This is a genomic window from Bordetella trematum, assembly GCF_900078335.1.
Classification (GTDB): domain Bacteria; phylum Pseudomonadota; class Gammaproteobacteria; order Burkholderiales; family Burkholderiaceae_B; genus Bordetella; species Bordetella trematum.
Window position 1 is genome coordinate 110,824 of record NZ_FKBR01000019.1, and the last position, 16,968, is coordinate 127,791.

The window sequence follows — 16,968 nt, forward strand, 5'->3', positions numbered from 1 at the left end:
TTATTAAATGGTGGAGACTTCCAGGCGGGGATGCAAGCATCCCGGACTAGGGATTTCCCGCTGCGCGCCGGGCCTCAGCCACGATTGGAGACGCTCGACAGCGCGCGCGCCGCCGAGATGGCCAGCGAACTGAAACGCTGTGCAAAGGTCTCCGGCGTCCACTCTGCGAGCAGGCCGGCGATATGGATGGCGGCCTGCGGCCGGCCGGCGTGATCCACCACCGCGCTGGCCAGCACCACCTCGCCTACCAGGTTCTCCTCGATCGACAGGGCATAGCTCTGTTCGCGGGCCATGCGCACGCGTTCGCGGATGACGTCCGGATCAGTGATGGTCTTGGGGGTATAGGCCTTGAGGTGGCTGCGCGCCAGGATATCGTCGACCTCGGCATCGCTCAGGTGGGCCATCATGGCGCGCCCTCCCGAAGAAGAAAAAGTCGGCATGCGCCGGCCCACCAGCGTGGCGAAAAAGGTCTGCCGCTTGGTCTGGCGGCGCAGGGCATAGACGATGGTCAGGTCGTCGAACAGGCTCAGATCGACACGTTCGCCGCATTCGCGCTGCAACTGTTCAAGGATGGGCGTGGCGCGTTCCAGCAGGGGGTGGCCGCGCAGGAAGTCGAAGGTGCGGTCGAGGATCTTCTTGCCCAGCACATAGCCGCGGCCGTTCGGGCCGCGCTCCAGATAGCCGAGCGCGACCAGCGTGTGCAGCATCCGCTGGGTCGAGCTGCGATCCAGCCCGGATCGTTCCACCAGTTCGTTCAGGCTCAGGGGCCCGGGGTGCTGGGAGAAGGCTTCCAGGATGCCAAAACCCTTGGCTAGGGATTGATTGAAGCGGGTTTCCGTAGTGGCCATGGTTTCTGTTCCTGTAGGGCGTTTTTCCGCGCGTAAGTGAGGTGCCGTCGCGCTGTCAGTCTAGGGGAAATCACTCATGCCGGCAGTCTTGCCGGATCAAGGCGGGAAACTCTAACATGCCATTAATAGATATCTAAGTAGCAAATATTGATACTTAAATTTCTACCTTCATCAAAGCCACCCACAGGCGGGAGAGAGCAATGAACGCTGAGCAGGGCAGTACCGTGACATCCGACCAGATCGCCGCGGCCGTTCGCGAGCTACGCGGCTACATGGTGCAGACGCTGGGAGAGTTCGTGCAGCGCCGCAGCCTGCCCGGGCAGGAAACGCCCGCGGCCGAGTACCTGGAACAGGCGCTGGCCGATCTGGGGCTGTCTTCCGAGCGCATCATGCTTCGCACCGAAGAGCTGAAAAATCTGCCGTTGTTTTCGCCGCCGTGCTGCCCCGATGGCGGGCGCTACAACGTGCTGGCTCGCCATGAGCCCGCGACCGGTGCAGGCAAGGCGGTGCTGTTCAACGGCCACCTGGACGTGGTGCCGACCGGCCCGCATGAGCTGTGGAGCGAGGGGCCCTTCGAGGGCAAGGAACATGAAGGCTGGGTTTACGGGCGTGGCTCCGGCGACATGAAAGCGGGTCTGGTGTGCGCCCTCGCAGCGTTCAAAGCCCTCAAGAACCTGGGAGTGCAGCCGGCGGGAGCCGTGGGGTTCAATGGGGTGCTCGAAGAAGAAAACACGGGCAATGGCACGCTGGCGACAGTGTCCGCCCTGCAAAGCGCGATCTCGGCGGCCAAGTTGTCGGCCTTCGACGCGGTGGTGATTCCCGAGCCGACCCATGAGCGGATGATGCGCTCGCAACTGGGGGTGTTCTGGATGTTCGTCGACGTGGTGGGGCGTCCCGCGCATGCCGCCTACATGACGACGGGCGTCAATCCGGTGGAAACCGGTTTGCGCATCGTGGATGCCCTCAAGGCCCTGGAGGCAGAGTGGAACCTGCCCGAGAACCGTCATCCGGCCTATCGGGAGCATGACCACCCCATCAACTTCAACCTCGGGCAGATCCACGCCGGCGACTGGAACTCCTCGGTGCCCAGCGTGTGCACACTGGGCATGCGCATCGCCTGCTATCCCGACATGAGTATCGAGCAGGCCAAAGAGGTTGTGGAAAGTCGCGTGCGCGCAGTGGCCGATGGGCTGGCCGACAGCGATGTGCAGGTGACCGTGCGCTACGAGGGGTTTCATGCGCCGGGCTGCGAGTACGACCTGGAAGTGCCCGCCATGCGCGCGCTGGCGCAGGCGCACCTGGCCGCCACGGGAGAGCTGCCCGGTCACAACGCCGCCACCGCCACCACCGATGCGCGCCATTTCCGTCTGATGATGGATGTGCCGGTGACCTGCTATGGCCCCAAGGCACGCAACGTGCATGGCTTCGATGAGTGCGTGTCGGTCGACAGCATGATCAACGTGGCCACCACGCTGGCACTTTTCATGCAGCAATGGTGCGGCCTGGAGCCGTCCTCCCAGGCCTGACAAGGGCATCGACAAGGAAAGCCATGAAACGAATTCTGTCCCGTGTTGCCGCAATCACCCTGTCCCTGGGCGCGCTGTCTGCCGGGGGCGTCGCCCTCGCTGAAGCCCCGACGCCACAGTACGGCGGCGTGTTGAGCGCCATTCTGAATCCCGAGCCCCCCAACCTGAACGTTGCCCTGCAGCAGGTGGCCGTGACGCAGCTGGTCGCCGGCAAAGTCTACGAAAGCCTGCTGACGTACTCGTTCGATCTCAAGCCGCAGCCCAGCCTGGCGAAATCCTGGGAAGTCTCGCCCGACCAGCTGACCTACACCTTCCATCTGCAGCCCAACGTGAGCTGGCACGACGGCAAGCCGTTCTCGGCCGACGATGTGGTGTTCACCTACACCAAGGTCCTGGCCAACACGCCGCGTACCCGCACCCTGATGGCCAACGTGGAATCGGTCACGGCGCCCGATCCCCAGACCGTGGTGTTCAGACTCAAGCAGCCGTATTCGGCCTTTCTGCACGCCTTTGACATCGGCGGTGGGGCGATCCTGCCCAAGCATCTCTACGACGTCGATACGCCAATCACGCAGAACCCCCATAACAATGCGCCCGTCGGCACGGGCCCCTTCAAGTTCAAGCACTGGGAGCGCGGCTCGTATATCGAACTGGTGAAGAATCCCGCCTACTGGAAGGAGGGCCGCCCCTACCTGGACGGCATCACCTATCGCGTGATTCCGGATGCCGCCTCGCGGCGCCTCGCCCTGGAACAGGGCACGGTGCAGCAGGCCTGGCTGCAGGATATCGAGCCGATCGATCAGCAGCGCCTGGCCAAGCTGCCGCATATCGGGGAAACCAAAAAGGGCTATGAGTACTGGTCCACCATGTCGTGGATCGAGCTCAATGGCGGGCGCGAACCCTTTTCCGACAAGCGCTTCCGCCAGGCGTTGATGTACGGGCTGAATCGCGATTTCATCGCCGAGAAGATCATGTACGGCACGGGTACGGTCGCCACCGGCCCGATCCATCACAACACGCGCTTCTATGACGCCAATGTCAAGCGCTATCCCTACGACCCCGAGAAAGCCATCGCCCTGCTCGATGAAATGGGTCTCAAGCCGGACAAGGACGGCGTGCGTGCGCGGGTCGGGCTGATTCCGTTGCCTTATGGCGAGATGTCGCGTCGCACGGCGGAATACATCAAGCAGAACCTGGGCAAGATCGGCGTGCAGGTCACGATCGAGAACGCCGACGTGGGCGGCTGGACCTCGCGCGTGGGCAACTGGGACTATGACATGGCCGGCAACGGGGTGTTCCAGTATGGCGATCCCGCCATTGGCGTGGCGCGCACCTATCTGGGCAGCAACATCAAGCAGGGCATGATGTTCAGCAACACCTCGCGTTACAACAACCCCAAGGTCGACGAGTTGTTCAACGCCGCCGCGCAGGCGCCCACCGAGGAGGAGCGTCAGAAGCTCTATACCGAGGTGCAGCAGATTCTGGTGGAGGATGTCCCGCTGCTGTGGATCGCCGACACCAACTATTCGGTGTTCCATAACAAGCGTCTGCACAATGTCGTGACGACCGGCCTGGGCGTGGTCGATACCCAGAGCGACGCCTGGCTGTCCAAAGAATGAAGAAGATAGGCAAATTCCTCGCGAGCCGGCTTTTCAAGAGCGTGCTGGTTCTGCTGATGATCGCGCTCTTCAACTTCTTTCTGGTACGCGCCGCGCCGGGGGATCCGGCCGAGATCCTGGCCGGCCAGTCGGGCGCGGTGGATGCCGAGTTCATTGCCAAGCTGCGCACGGAGTTCGGCCTGGACCGGCCCATGATCGTGCAGCTGGGGCAATACCTCAAGAACGTGGCGACCTTCGACCTGGGCTACTCCTATCGGCAGCAGGCGCCGGTCACCAGCCTGATCGCCGAACACCTGCCGGCCACGCTGCTGCTGACGATCACCGCCTTCATCTTCGCGGTGGCTGCCGGGGTCAGCCTGGGCACGCAGGCCGCGCTGCGGGTCGGCAAGTGGGGCGATACGATCATCACGACTTTCTCCATGCTGGCGTATGCCACCCCATTGTTCTGGGTGGGCTTGATGCTGGTGCTGCTGTTTTCGGTCAAGCTGGAGTGGCTGCCGGCCTTCGGTTACCAGACAGTGGGGGCGCAATTCACGGGGCTGGCGCATGTGATGGACGTCGCGCGCCATCTGTTGCTGCCGGCGCTCACCCTGGGCATGTTCTACATGGCGGTCTATGCGCGCCTGACCCGCGCTTCCATCCTGGAGGTCAGTCAGCTGGATTTCGTCAAGACTGCCCGCGCCAAGGGCCTGAGCGAGCGCACTGTCATCACGCGCCACGTTCTGCGCAACGCCCTGTTGCCGGTGATCACCTACGCCGGCATCCAGGCGGGCGGGCTGATCGGAGGCTCCTTGCTGGTAGAGACTGTCTTCGCCTGGCCCGGCATCGGCCGGCTGGCCTTTGACGCCCTGCTGCAGCGTGACTACAGCGTCTTGCTGGGGGTGTTCTTCATCGCGTCGCTGATCGTGGTGATCGTCAACCTCATCACCGACATCCTCTACACCGTGGTCGATCCCCGAATCGAGTTGAAATGAAAGACTTCCTGCATGCCTTCTGCCGCCACAAAGGCGGTGTCGCGGGAGTGATCGTGATCATCGCGGTCGCCGGCCTGGCGCTCGCGGCGAACTGGATCTTTCCCCATGACCCCTGGGAAATCGTCAATGCGCCCTTCATGCCGCCAATGACGGACGATACCTTGCTGGGCACCGACACGCTGGGACGCGACATCGGCGCCGGCATTGCCTATGGCGCCCGGCTGACCCTGCTGCTGGCGGCCGTATCCACGGCGGTGTCCATCCTGTTCGGCGTGTCGGTGGGTGCCATCTCCGGCTTCTATGGCGGGCGCGTGGACCAGGCGGTGGTGGGCTTCATCGAGCTGTTCCAGACCATTCCCAGCTTCTTTCTGGTCGTGGTGCTGGTGGCAATCCTGACGCCCAGCATGACCACCGTGATCTTCGCCATCGCGGTGGTGTCCTGGCCACCGCTGGCCCGCCTGGTGCGCGCCGAGTTCATGAGCCTGAAGAACCGGGAGTTCGTGCAGGCCGCGATGCTGGCGGGGCAGTCCAATGCGCGCATCATCCTGACGCAGATCCTGCCCAACAGCCTGTCGCCGGTGATCGTCTCCGGCTCGCTGATGGTCGCCAGCGCGATTCTGCTGGAGTCTGCCCTGAGCTTTCTCGGCCTGGGCGATCCGAACGCCATGACCTGGGGCTACATCATCGGTGCGTCGCGCAGCGTGCTGCGCGACGCCTGGTGGATGAGCGTGTTCCCGGGCGTGGCGATCCTGTTGACCGTGCTGTCGCTGAATCTGATCGGCGAGGCCCTCAACGATGCGCTCAACCCCAAACTGGCTCGCAAGAGGACGACATGACACAGCCTTTGCTCGACATCCGTGGCCTGACGGTCACGGTCGCCCAGGGCGGGCCGGACGTCGTCCAGGCGGTGTCGTACACCGTCAATCGCAATGAGATCCTGTGCGTGGTCGGCGAGTCCGGTTCGGGCAAGTCCGTCACGGCGCATGCCGTGATGGGCCTGTTGTCGCCCGATCAGCTGAACGTGTCCGCCGGCGAGATCCTGTACCAGGGGCGCAACCTGGTGGGGCTGCCCAACAGCGAGTGGTACACGCTGCGTGGCAAGTGCTTCGGCATGGTCTTTCAGGAACCCATGACTGCGCTCAACCCGATCATGCGCATCGGCCGCCAGGTCGACGAGGTTCTGCAGCGTCATACTGACCTGGATTCGGCAGCCCGACGCAACCGGGTGCTGGACTTGTTTGCCCAGGTCCTGCTGCCCGAGCCGGCGGCGATCTATGACGCCTATCCCTTCCAGCTTTCCGGCGGTCAGCGCCAGCGCGTGGTGATCGCCATGGCGCTGGCGCTGGAGCCGGACGTTTTGATCGCCGATGAGCCGACCACGGCGCTGGATGTCACCACCCAGGCCCAGATCCTGTCGCTGATCAAGGATATCCAGCGTCGCATGGGCATCGGCGTGATCTTCATTACCCACGACTTTGGCGTGGTGGCCGATATCGCCGACCGCATTGTGGTGATGCGCAAGGGCGAGGTGGTGGAAAGCGGGCCGGCGGAGCAGATCCTGAATCAGCCCGAACATCCCTATACCCGCCAGCTGATCGCCGCCGTGCCGCACAAACCGCAGGGCAAGGCGGCGCAGCCCGAGCGCGCGCCCCTGATGCAGGTGCGCGGGCTGAACAAGACCTTTGTGACAGGCGGGCGCCGGGTCACCGCACTGCGCGATATCGAGCTGGACATCCACCAGGGCGAGACCCTGGGGCTGGTGGGCGAATCCGGCTCGGGCAAGTCAACGCTGGGGCGCAGCCTGATCGGCCTCATCCCCCCGGATCGCGGTAGCGTCAAGATGGAGGGACGCGAACTGCTGGGCCTGAACGCCAGGGAGTTCCGTCCTTACCGGCGTCAGATCCAGATGGTTTTCCAGGACCCCTACGCTTCGCTCAATCCGCGCCACCGGATCGCCGACGCCATTTCCCAGGGGCCGATCGCCTTTGGCGAAACCCGCAGCAATGCCCTGCGCCAGGCGCGCGAGCTGCTCGAACTGGTTGGTCTGGGCGGCGATGCGGCCGACCGTTATCCGCACCAGTTCTCGGGTGGCCAGCGCCAGCGCATCGGCATTGCCCGGGCACTGGCGCTCAAGCCGCGCATGCTGATCGCCGACGAGGCGGTCTCGGCGCTAGATGTCTCCATCCAGGCGCAGGTGCTGGATCTGCTCAAGACCGTTTCGGGCCAGTTCGATCTCTCGGTGCTGTTCATCACGCACGATCTGCGCGTGGCGGCCCAGATATGCGACCGCATCGCCGTGATGCGGCAAGGCGAGATCGTCGAGCTCGACCGGGCCTTGCGCATCTTCTATGAGCCCGGGCATGAATACACCCGCCGCCTGATCGCATCCGTTCCGGGACAGTCCTGGGAGAAGCCGGATCTGGCGGCTTGAATCGACATCACAACGAGGAGATGCAGCATGGATAGGGGACAGTACCAGGCCCTGGATGGATTGGGCCTGGCCGAGGCTTTGCAACGCGGCGAGACCACGCCCGCGCAATTGATGGAATGCGCCATCGATGTGGCGAATAGCGTCAATCCCGCCTTGAACGCCCTGTGTTACGAGCGCTACGAGGAGTCGCTGGCGGTCGCGCGCGAATGGACCTTGCGTGGGCCTTTCGGCGGCATCCCGTTCCTGCTCAAGGACTCGGGGCTGGCGCACATCCGCTTTCCCTCCAGCATCGGTTCGCGCCTGCTCGATGATACGACCTATGCCCGCAATGCAACGCTGGCAGATCGCTTCGAGCAGGCCGGCCTGATTCCCTTTGCGCGCACGACCGTGCCGGAGTTCTGCATGGCGCCGACCACCGAGGCGCTGCGCAACGGCGGGCCCACGCGCAACCCCTGGGATCCCGCGCGCTCCAGTGGCGGCTCTTCGGGCGGGGCGGCCGTGGCCGTCGCCGCCGGGATCGTGCCGCTGGCGCATGGCAGCGATGGCGGCGGATCGATACGCATCCCGGCTGCCTGTTGTGGCGTGTATGGCCTGAAGACCTCGCGTGGACGAGTGCCGATCGGGCCGTTCAAGGGCGAGGGCTGGGGCAGCCTGGCGACCGATGGCGTGCTCTCGCGCACCGTGCGCGACACGGCAGCGGCGCTGGATGCGATTGCCGGCATGGAAGTCGGCGCGCCTTACAGCGCGCCGCCCGCGCCGGACTCCTATCTGGCACTGCTGTCCCGCCCGCCGCGCCCCTTGCGCGTGGCGGTCTGGCGCAGCGCTTTCGCCGGGGTGGACGTGGCCCCCGAGTGCGTGGCGGCGGTCGAGCACGCGGCTGCGCTGCTGGCGCGCGCCGGGCATACCGTGGTGGACAGCCAGCCGCCCGATATCGGCTACGACGAGTTTGTCACCGCGCACGCGCAGGTGCTGGCCGCCAATATCGTGCTGTCGGTCGATGCGAAGCTGGCGCAGACAGGCAGGGCGCTGCAGGCAGACGATCTGGAGCCGGCCTACCGTGATGGCTACGAGGAGGGCCGGCGCTTGAGCGCGGCTACCTATGCTGCCTGCGTCAACCGCTTCCATGCCGTCGGGCGGGTGCTCGCGGCTTACTTGCAGGACTACGACATCGTGTTGTCGCCGTCCCTGACGCAACTGCCGTTGAAGCTGGGGGTGTTGTCCACCCGCGGGGTGAGCTTCATGGACTTGCGCCGGCAGGTAGGGCGCTATGGCACGTTTGCCGCCGCCTTCAACGCCTCGGGGCAGCCGGCGGCCAGCCTGCCACTCTACTGGACCGAGGCAGGCTTGCCGGTCGGCGTGCAGATCGCGGCGTCCTTCGGCCGCGAAGACCTGCTGTTGCAGTTGTCCGCCCAGCTGGAGCAGTTGGCGCCCTGGTCCGGGCGTTATCGCCGCTGAGCCCCGCGCCGCCGCTGCCCTAGTCTTCGCGCGCGAGCACCTTGTACAGGTGCGAGCGCGAGATGCCCAGGCGCTCGGCGGCGCGTTTTTTGTTGCCGCCGAGTTCGGCGATGGTGCGGTGGATCAGTTCGCGTTCGACGTCTTTCAGGCTGGCGCCCGCGGGCGCGATGGCGGCTGGCGCCGGGGTGGGCGGCGGCTCGGCATGGCGGTAGCGATCGAAGTCGCTCACGCGCAGTTCCACGGTGTCGCAGAAGACCAGCGCTTCTTCGATGCGCTGGCGCAGCTGGCGCACGTTGCCGGGCCACTCCTGCGCGGCCAGGTAGGGAATCACGCCGGATGAGATCTCCGGCACCGGCATGTTGTTGCGCAGGCAGAAGGCGCGCACGAAGTGCTGCAGCAGTTCCGGAATGTCTTCGCGCCGGTGGCGCAGGGCCGGCACGTGCAGCACCACGCCGCTCAGGCGGTAGTAAAGGTCGAGCCGGAAGCGCTCGGCATCGATCAGGCCCTGCATGTGCCGGTTGGTGGCGGTGATGAGGCGGAAATTGACCTGCCGGCTTTCGCCGCCGCCCAGGCGCTGCACGCGCCGGTCCTCGACCACGCGCAACAGCTTGACCTGGGTTTCCATCGGAATGTCGCCCACCTCGTCAAGAAACAGGGTGCCGCCTTCGGCCTGCTCGATGCGGCCTTGCTGGCCCTGGCGGTTGCCGCCGGTGAACGTGCCGGGCTGGTAGCCGAACAGTTCGGCCTCGAGCAGCGTGGAGGGCAGGGCGGCCAGGTTCAGGCTGACCAGCGGGGCGGGCTCGTCGCGGCGGGCAGCGCTGTGGATGGCCTGGGCCACGAGCTCCTTGCCGGTGCCGCTTTCGCCCAGGATGAGCACGGGGATGTCCAGGTGCGCGACGGTCTGGATTTCGCGGCGCAGGCGCTGCATCGGGGCGCTGCGTCCGATCAGCGGCGAAGGGCCGCCGGCCTCGGCGGGATCTTCCTGTTCGACCTGCTTCAGGGCCACGCTGCGATGCATGCGGAAGATGGAGGCGGGGTCCTTGAAAAGCACCTGGCCGATGGCGCCCACCACCTCGCCGTCGCGGCGGATGGGCAGCCGGTTGACCACCCGAGTCACGCCGCGCATGGCTTGCAGCTCTGCGATTTCGGCCTTGCCGCTGCGCGCGACCTCGCCCAGGCGTGAGTTCGGGATGACTTCGCCGGCGTCGCGGCCGATGGCCGCGCCGGGCGCCAGGCCGAGAAAGCGCTCATGCACCTCGCTGATGTAGCGCATCTTGCCCTGCGCGTCGGCCACCGTCATGGCCTGGTAGGGGTTGCTGATCATGTAGCTGAAGATCTCGGTGGCGAAGGGCACCGCGCCGATGAACCCGAACAGCGGGCTGCCGGTTTCGCCGGCGCGCAGCAGCAGCAGGGTGCTGTCGGCGCCGGGCAGGGCCAGCGCCAGCAGCGGCGCGGGCCGCTGCGGCACGTCGATGCTGAGCAAGGCCTCGGCCTGCGCGCCGTGGCGGGCGCATTGCTGTCGCCAGGCCTGACAGGCCGCCTGGCAGATCGGCAGTTCGGCTCCCAGCCCGTGGGTCCAGCAAGGTTCGCCGCCGGCATCCAGCACGATCACGCCGAGTTCCGGGGGCCTTGCTTGTGTCTTTTCTGCGGACACTGTGTCTCCGGTGTCGTTGTTGTGTCTTCGTAGGGTACAGCTTTGTCGCCAACTTGGGGGCGGCCGAGGGGGAAGGGCAAGTTGGCACGGCATTTGCTTATGAGATGTCTGTATTGAAGACATTCCAATGAGGAGCAGCAGATGTCCTGGCAACCCGAAGTCGACGAACTCGCCTTGCGCATGCGATTGGCCCAGCAGATGGGCGGGGCGGAGAAAGTGCAGCGGCACAAAGCGGCCGGCAAATTGACCGTGCGCGAGCGCGTCGAGGCGATCGCCGATCCGGCTTCGTTTCAAGAGATCGGCGCGCTGGCCGGCAGCGGGCAGTATGACGCGGCCGGCAAGCTGCAGTCGGTGGTGCCGTCCAATCTGGTGATCGGCCGTGCCCAGGTCGAGGGCCGTCCGGTGGTGCTCATGGGCGACGACTTCACCGTGCGCGGCGGCGCCAATGACGGCGCCGTGGGCGACAAACTGATCTACGCCGAACGCATGGCGGGCGACCTGCGCCTGCCGGTGATCCGCCTGGTCGACGGCACGGGCGGCGGCGGCTCGGTGCGCAATATCGAAACCAAGGGCCATACGCTGATCCCCACCATGAAGGTGTGGCAGCATGTGGTGGAAAACATGACGCTGGTGCCGGTGGTGTCGCTGGCGCTGGGCTCGGTGGCGGGCATGGGGGCGGCCCGCGTGGCGGCCAGCCACTACTCCGTGATGGTCAAGGGCAGCTCGCAGCTGTTCAATGCCGGCCCGCCGGTGGTCGAGCGCATCGGCCAGGTGGTCACCAAGAACGAATTGGGCGGCAGCCAGATCCACACCCGCAATGGCGTGGTCGACGACGAGGTCGACAGCGAGGCCGAGGCCTTTGCCCGGGCGCGCCGCTTTTTGTCCTACCTGCCCAGCTCGGTCTTCGAGCTACCGCCGCGCAGCCCGGAGCCGGTGCAGGCCGGCGACCAGTCCTGGCTGTTGTCGGCCATCCCGCGCGACTCGCGTTCGGTCTACAAGATCCGCCCTATCGTCCAGACCCTGGTGGACGGCGATTCCTTCATGGAAATCGGCAGCAAGTGGGGCCGCGCCCTGGTGACCGGGCTGGCCCGGATCGACGGCTGGCCGGTGGCGGTGCTGGCCAGCGACCCCTATCACTACGGGGGCGGCTGGGATCGCGCCACGGCCGAGAAGCTGATCCGCTTCGTGGATCTGGCGCAGGCTTTCCATCTGCCGGTGGTCAACCTGGTGGACATTGCGGGCTTTCAGATCGGCGTCGAAGCCGAGAAGTCCGGCGTCATGCGTGCCGGCGTGCGCGCGCTGGCGGCGGTCTATCAGGCCACGGTGCCATGGTGCTCGGTGATTCTGCGGCGCGCCTATGGCGTGGCCGCCGCCGCGCACCAGCACATGGGCCGGCACAACTTTCGCTATGCCTGGCCGTCGGCCAACTGGGGTTCGCTGCCCATCGAGGGTGGGCTGGAGGTCGCCTACAAGGCCGAAATCGAAGGCGCCGACGATCCGCAGCGCAAGCGCGCCGAGATCGAGCAGCGGGTACGCAGCCTGACCTCGCCGTTCCGCAGCGCCGAGGCCTTCGTCATCGAAGACATCATCGACCCGCGCGATACCCGCGCGCGGCTGGTGGAGTTCGCCAATCTGGCCGCGCGGCTGCGCGAGCCGGGCCAGCGGACGTTCGGCATCCGGCCCTGAGCGGCCGGACTGTTCCCATAACCCGCTGGCGGCAGGGCCGCCGGCACGAGGAGACAAACATGATGCAACGCAGAAAATGCCTGGCGCAGCTGAGCGCCGCGCTGGTGTGCGGCTGGGGCATGCTGGCCAGCGCCACCGTGGCTGCCGGGAGCGACTGGCCGCAGAAGCCCATTACCGTGGTGGTGCCGTTTCCGGCCGGGGGTATGACCGATGTGCTGGCCCGGCGCCTGGCCAAGGACATGAGCGATGAACTCAAGCAGCCGGTGGTGGTGGAAAACCGCGCCGGCGCCAGCGGCCAGATCGGCACGGACTACGTGTCGCGCGCCGCGCCCGATGGCTACACGCTGCTCGTCTCGGCCACCCATCACGTCATCAATCCGGCCGTGCGTGCCAAGCTGCCCTATGACGCCCACACCGCCTTCCAGCCGCTGGCGCTGCTTGCCACCACGCCCAATCTGCTGGTGGTCAACAAGGAGGTGCCGGTCAAGGACATCGCCTCGTTCTCGGCCTATGCGCGCGAGCAGCCGGGCGGCCTGATGTTCGGCTCCTCCAGCATTGGCGGGGCGACCCATCTGTCGGGCGAAATGCTCAAGCTGGAAGCCGGCATTCCCATGACGCACGTGCCCTACAAGGGCGCATCCCCGGCCTTGACCGACCTGCTCGGCGGGCAGATTCCAGCGCTGTTCCATGACGTGATGACCATGGCGCCCTACGTGCGCGACGGCAGCGTCAGGGCGCTGGGCGTGACCTCGGCGCAGCGCAGTCCGGCCTTGCCGGATGTGCCCACCATCGCCGAGCAGGGTGTGCCGGGCTACGAGGCCATCACCTGGATCGGCTTCTACGCTCCGGCGGGCCTGCCGCCGCAGATTGCCCAGAAGCTCAACGCGGTGGCGCGCGCCAGCGTCAACGCCGAAGCGGCGCGCCCCTGGTTCAAGGAGAACGGCACCGAGCCGGGCGATATGGACCTGCAGCAGTACGACGAGTTTGTCAAAGCCGAAATGGCCAAGTGGAAGAACGTGGTGGATCGCGCAGGAGTGAAAATTGAGTAAGTCGACCAGCCAGCCCGACATGCTGGCATTGCTGAGTCCGCGCCGCGTGGCGGTGCTGGGCGCCTCCGACAACCCCATCAAGGCGGGCGGGCGCCCCATCGCCTACATGCGCCGCCACGGTTTCGGCGGCGAGATCTATCCGGTCAATCCGGCGCGCGCGCAGGTCCAGGGCATCGCCAGTTACGCCAGCCTGGCCGATCTGCCCCAGGCACCCGAGGTGGTGGTGATCAGCCTGGCCGGCAGCGAGGTCGAGCAGGCCGTGGCGCAGTGTATCGAGGTCGGCGCCCGGGGCGCGGTGATCTATTCCTCGGGGTTTGCCGAGCTGGGTGAGGAGGGCCTGCGCGCCCAGCAGGCGCTGGTGACGCAGGCGCGGGCTGCCGGCCTGCATCTGTTCGGCCCCAACACCCAGGGGGTGGCGAACTTCCAGCAGGGGGCGATTCTCAACTTCTCGACCATGATCAATGAGTGCCCGCCGCAGGACGGGCCGATCGCCATCGTCAGCCAGAGCGGGGCGGGGGCGGCCATTGTGTATGGCGGCCTGCGCCGCCAGGGACTGGGCGTGCGCTATCTGGTCGCCACCGGAAATGAGGCCGACATCACCGTGGCCCAGACCGTGCGCGGTCTGATGGCCGATGAGGAGCTCCGGCTGGTGCTGATGTACGCCGAGTCGCTGCATGATGCCGATGTGCTGGCCGAAGCGGCGGCGCTGTCGGCCCGACGCGATGTGCCCATCCTGGCCGTCAAGGCCGGCCGCACGCAGGCCGGGCAGCAGACCGCCAGTTCGCACACGGGCGCCATGGCCAGCGAGGATGCGCTCAGCGATGCCTTTCTGCGCCAGCACAACATCGTGCGCCTGCGTGATTTCGATGAGCTGGTCTCCTACGCGCAGTTGTTCGAGCGCCGCGAGCGTCCCGCTGGGCGCAAGGTGGCTGCCATCAGCAACTCGGGCGCGACCTGCGTGCTGGCGGCCGACGCGGTCGAGCAGAACGGGCTGGCGCTGGCGGCCTTCGAACCGGGCCAGGCCCAGGCGCTGCGCGCCGTGCTGCCGCCCTATGTCGCCGCGCGCAACCCCATCGACATGACCACGGCTCTGCTGGGGCAGCCGGCCATCTACGGCGCGGTGCTGGATACCGTGGCCCAGAGCCGTGCGGCCGACAGCATCTTTGTGGGCTTTCCGATCGGCGGCGAGGGCTACGACATGGGTTACTTCGCCGGGCAGACGGCGCAGTTCGCCGCGGCGGCCGGGGTGCCGGTGGCTGTTTGCGCAGTGCAGGATTGGGTCGCCACCGAGTTCCGGCAGCGCGGCGTGCCGGTGTTTCGCAGCGAGTTCGACGCCGTGCGCGGGCTGGCTTTGTTGAGCGATTACGCCCAGCGGCGCGGCGCCGTGCCGGTGTCGTGCAGTCAGCGTGGCGGCGTGCCGCAGGCGGCTGCCGCCTGGAACGAGCCGGACAGCCTGGCGGCGCTGGCGCGGGCGGGCTTGCCGGTCATGCGCCATCGCGTCTGCCGTCAGCGCGCGGATATCGAAGCCGTCTTTGCCGAACTGGCCGCGCCCCTGGTGCTCAAGGGCGTATCGGCCGCGGTCACGCACAAGTCGGATCACGGGCTGGTGCGCCTGCATGTCAGCGATCCTGCCCAGGGGCAGGCCGCCTGGGATGACTATGCCGCCACGCTTGCCGGGCTGGGCGCGGATTTCGGTGGATTGCTGGTCGCCGAGCAATCGCGCGCGGACTTCGAACTGGCCATTGGCGCGCACTGGGATGCGGCGTTCGGGCCGGTGGTGATGGTCGGGCGCGGGGGCGTGCTCGTGGAGGCCTATCAGGACATGCAGTTCCTGGTGGCGCCGTTCACGGCGGCGCAGGCGCGTCAGGCCATCGGGCGTCTGCAGGTGGCGCGCGGCTTTGCCGCCACGCGCGGGCTGCAGGCCGTGGATATCGATGCGCTGGCGGCCATGCTGGTGCAATTGGGTGACTGGTTCGCCGGGCAGGCCGGACGGATCGTGTCGGTGGATGCCAACCCGGTGCTGGTGACGCGCGGTGCTGCGCCCGTGCTGGTGGATGCCGTGGTGATCCCGGCGCAGGAGCAATGATGACGCAATCCAACAAGACCGCCCCGGCCAGTGCGCCCTTGCGGCGCGTGCTGATCGCCAATCGGGGCGCCGTGGCCGCGCGCGTGCTGCGTGCGCTGCATCAACTGGGGCTGGAGTCGGTCGTGGTGCACTCCGACATCGATGCCGGTCTGCCCTACGTGAAGGAGGCCACCGAGGCCTATCTGCTGCCCGGCGACGAGCCCGCCGCCACCTACCTTAACCAGGATGCCATCCTGGATATCGCGCGCCGCGCGCAGGTGCAGGCGATTCATCCGGGCTATGGCTTTCTGTCGGAGAACGCAGACTTCGCGCGCCGCGTGGAGCAGGCCGGGCTGTGCTACATCGGCCCCAGCTCGCGCTGGATCGCCGAGCTGGGCGAGAAAACCCGCGCGCGTCGCTTCATGCACGAGCGGGGCATGCCGCAGTCGCCCAGTTCCGAGATCCTGCCCGACGATCTGGCGCAGGTCGCCGCTGCCGCCCGGGCGATTGGCTATCCGGTGCTGATCAAGCCGGCAACCGGCGGCGGTGGCATCGGGATGATTCCGGTAGCCTCGCCCGAAGCGCTGGCCGATGCCTGGGCCTCGGCCAGCGCCATCGCGCAGCGCAGCTTCGGGCAGGCGTCGCTTTATCTGGAAAAGCTGATCGAACGGCCGCGCCATATCGAGTTCCAGTTTCTGGCCGATCGTCATGGCCAGGTGCGTGCGCTGTTCGAGCGCGACTGCAGCGTGCAGCGGCGCCACCAGAAGGTGCTGGAGGAGTCGCGCGCTCCCGGCATCGAGGCAGCCGAGCTGGACGCCATGGCCGCTCAGCTGGAGCAGATCCTGGGCGGCATCGGCTACGACGTGATCGGTACCGTGGAGATGCTCTACACGCCGCAGGATGGCTTCAGCTTTCTGGAGGTCAACACCCGCCTGCAGGTCGAACATGCCGTGACCGAACAGACCACCGGCATCGACATCGTGGCTGCGCAGATACGGCTGGCGGCCGGCGAGCGGCTGGAGGCGGTCTTGCCGGAGACGCCGGTTTCGCGCGGGCATGCCATCGAGGCGCGGATCTACGCCGAGGATCCCCGGCGCTTTTTCCCGTCGCCGGGTCGCCTGACGCGGTTCGAACCGCCGGCCGGCCCGGGCATCCGCCTGGAAACCGGTTATGCCGAAGGTTGCCAGGTACCGCGATTCTACGACCCCTTGCTGGCCAAGCTGATCGCCAGCGGCGAGACCCGTGCGCAGGCGCTGCAACGCCTGCGCGAGGCGCTGCAGGCTTTCGCCGTCGAGGGAGTCAAGACCAACATTCCTTTCCTGCTGCAGGTGCTGGACAGCCCCGATTACATCGAGGGGCGTCTGGACATCGGGCTGGCCGCCCGTGTGCTGGCCGACCCCGCCCGGGCCGTGGCAACCCTCCATTCCTGAAGGTATCTTTTATGAACGCTATCAAATCCATTGTGTCCGGCGCCGTCGCCAACATACATGTCCAGCCGGGCGATGCGGTCGCCGTGGGCGATGTCATCATCACCGTGGAATCCATGAAGATGGAGATTCCCGTGGAGGCCGAAGAGGCCGGCGTGATCGACGCCGTGCTGGTGACAGTCGGTCAACCGGTCAACGAAGACGACGACGTCGCTACCCTGCGTTGAGGAGCGG

13 protein-coding genes are annotated in these 16,968 nt (G+C 66.6%); 11 read left to right on the forward strand and 2 right to left on the reverse strand.

The features are described 5' to 3' along the window. Positions 1 to 74 precede the first annotated feature (74 nt). Positions 75 to 848, reverse strand: a complete 774-nt coding sequence (locus A7V84_RS09250; RefSeq protein ID WP_063491800.1) for an IclR family transcriptional regulator — start codon at positions 846 to 848, stop codon at positions 75 to 77. 200 nt (positions 849 to 1,048) lie between these two features. On the opposite strand from A7V84_RS09250, the gene A7V84_RS09255 reads away from it, so the two are divergent. The 6 genes from A7V84_RS09255 to A7V84_RS09280 are packed head-to-tail and all read left to right on the forward strand — an operon-like array spanning position 1,049 to position 8,853. Beyond that, positions 1,049 to 2,374, forward strand: a complete 1,326-nt coding sequence (locus A7V84_RS09255; RefSeq protein WP_063491801.1) for an ArgE/DapE family deacylase — start codon at positions 1,049 to 1,051, stop codon at positions 2,372 to 2,374. A 23-nt stretch (positions 2,375 to 2,397) separates the two neighbouring features. Further along, positions 2,398 to 3,993, forward strand: coding sequence for an ABC transporter substrate-binding protein (locus tag A7V84_RS09260; RefSeq protein ID WP_063491802.1), 1,596 nt, complete (start codon positions 2,398 to 2,400; stop codon positions 3,991 to 3,993). Next, entirely contained in the window at positions 3,990 to 4,967 is a 978-nt protein-coding gene (locus A7V84_RS09265) for an ABC transporter permease (protein ID WP_063491803.1), read from the forward strand. The genes A7V84_RS09260 and A7V84_RS09265 overlap by 4 nt, the downstream gene beginning before the upstream one ends. Continuing rightward, positions 4,964 to 5,803 carry an ABC transporter permease gene (locus A7V84_RS09270; RefSeq protein WP_063491804.1) on the forward strand — a complete coding sequence of 280 codons (840 nt, stop codon included), beginning with the start codon at positions 4,964 to 4,966 and terminating at the stop codon, positions 5,801 to 5,803. The genes A7V84_RS09265 and A7V84_RS09270 overlap by 4 nt, the downstream gene beginning before the upstream one ends. Further along, positions 5,800 to 7,398: an ABC transporter ATP-binding protein gene (locus tag A7V84_RS09275; RefSeq protein WP_063491805.1), complete on the forward strand. Its 1,599-nt coding sequence runs from the start codon at positions 5,800 to 5,802 to the stop codon at positions 7,396 to 7,398. Before A7V84_RS09270 ends, A7V84_RS09275 begins: the two co-directional genes overlap by 4 nt. Positions 7,399 to 7,425: 27 nt before the next feature. Next, positions 7,426 to 8,853 carry an amidase gene (locus A7V84_RS09280; protein WP_063491806.1) on the forward strand — a complete coding sequence of 476 codons (1,428 nt, stop codon included), beginning with the start codon at positions 7,426 to 7,428 and terminating at the stop codon, positions 8,851 to 8,853. A gap of 19 nt (positions 8,854 to 8,872) precedes the next feature. Here the strand turns inward: A7V84_RS09280 and A7V84_RS09285 are convergent, their stop codons facing one another. Continuing rightward, entirely contained in the window at positions 8,873 to 10,507 is a 1,635-nt protein-coding gene (locus A7V84_RS09285; RefSeq protein WP_038854472.1) for a sigma-54 interaction domain-containing protein, read from the reverse strand. A gap of 141 nt (positions 10,508 to 10,648) precedes the next feature. On the opposite strand from A7V84_RS09285, the gene A7V84_RS09290 reads away from it, so the two are divergent. Genes A7V84_RS09290 through A7V84_RS09310 form a run of 5 tightly spaced genes read left to right on the forward strand, consistent with a single transcriptional unit; the run spans position 10,649 to position 16,961 of the window. Then, positions 10,649 to 12,193 (forward strand): acyl-CoA carboxylase subunit beta, encoded by a 1,545-nt coding sequence (locus A7V84_RS09290; protein WP_063491807.1) that lies wholly within the window; start codon positions 10,649 to 10,651, stop codon positions 12,191 to 12,193. Between the two features lie 59 nt (positions 12,194 to 12,252). Continuing rightward, the gene (locus A7V84_RS09295) at positions 12,253 to 13,242 is read left to right on the forward strand and encodes a Bug family tripartite tricarboxylate transporter substrate binding protein (RefSeq protein WP_063491808.1); all 990 of its coding nucleotides are present in this window, start codon (positions 12,253 to 12,255) and stop codon (positions 13,240 to 13,242) included. A gap of 19 nt (positions 13,243 to 13,261) precedes the next feature. Beyond that, a complete protein-coding gene (locus A7V84_RS09300) occupies positions 13,262 to 15,328 on the forward strand; it encodes an acetate--CoA ligase family protein (RefSeq protein WP_063491809.1) in 2,067 nt (688 codons plus the stop codon). Next, a complete protein-coding gene (locus tag A7V84_RS09305; protein WP_231940174.1) occupies positions 15,325 to 16,737 on the forward strand; it encodes an acetyl-CoA carboxylase biotin carboxylase subunit in 1,413 nt (470 codons plus the stop codon). Before A7V84_RS09300 ends, A7V84_RS09305 begins: the two co-directional genes overlap by 4 nt. An 11-nt stretch (positions 16,738 to 16,748) precedes the next feature. Next, complete coding sequence (locus A7V84_RS09310) at positions 16,749 to 16,961, forward strand: acyl-CoA carboxylase biotin carboxyl carrier protein subunit (RefSeq protein ID WP_025513140.1); 213 nt, start codon at positions 16,749 to 16,751, stop codon at positions 16,959 to 16,961. Positions 16,962 to 16,968: the final 7 nt, after the last annotated feature.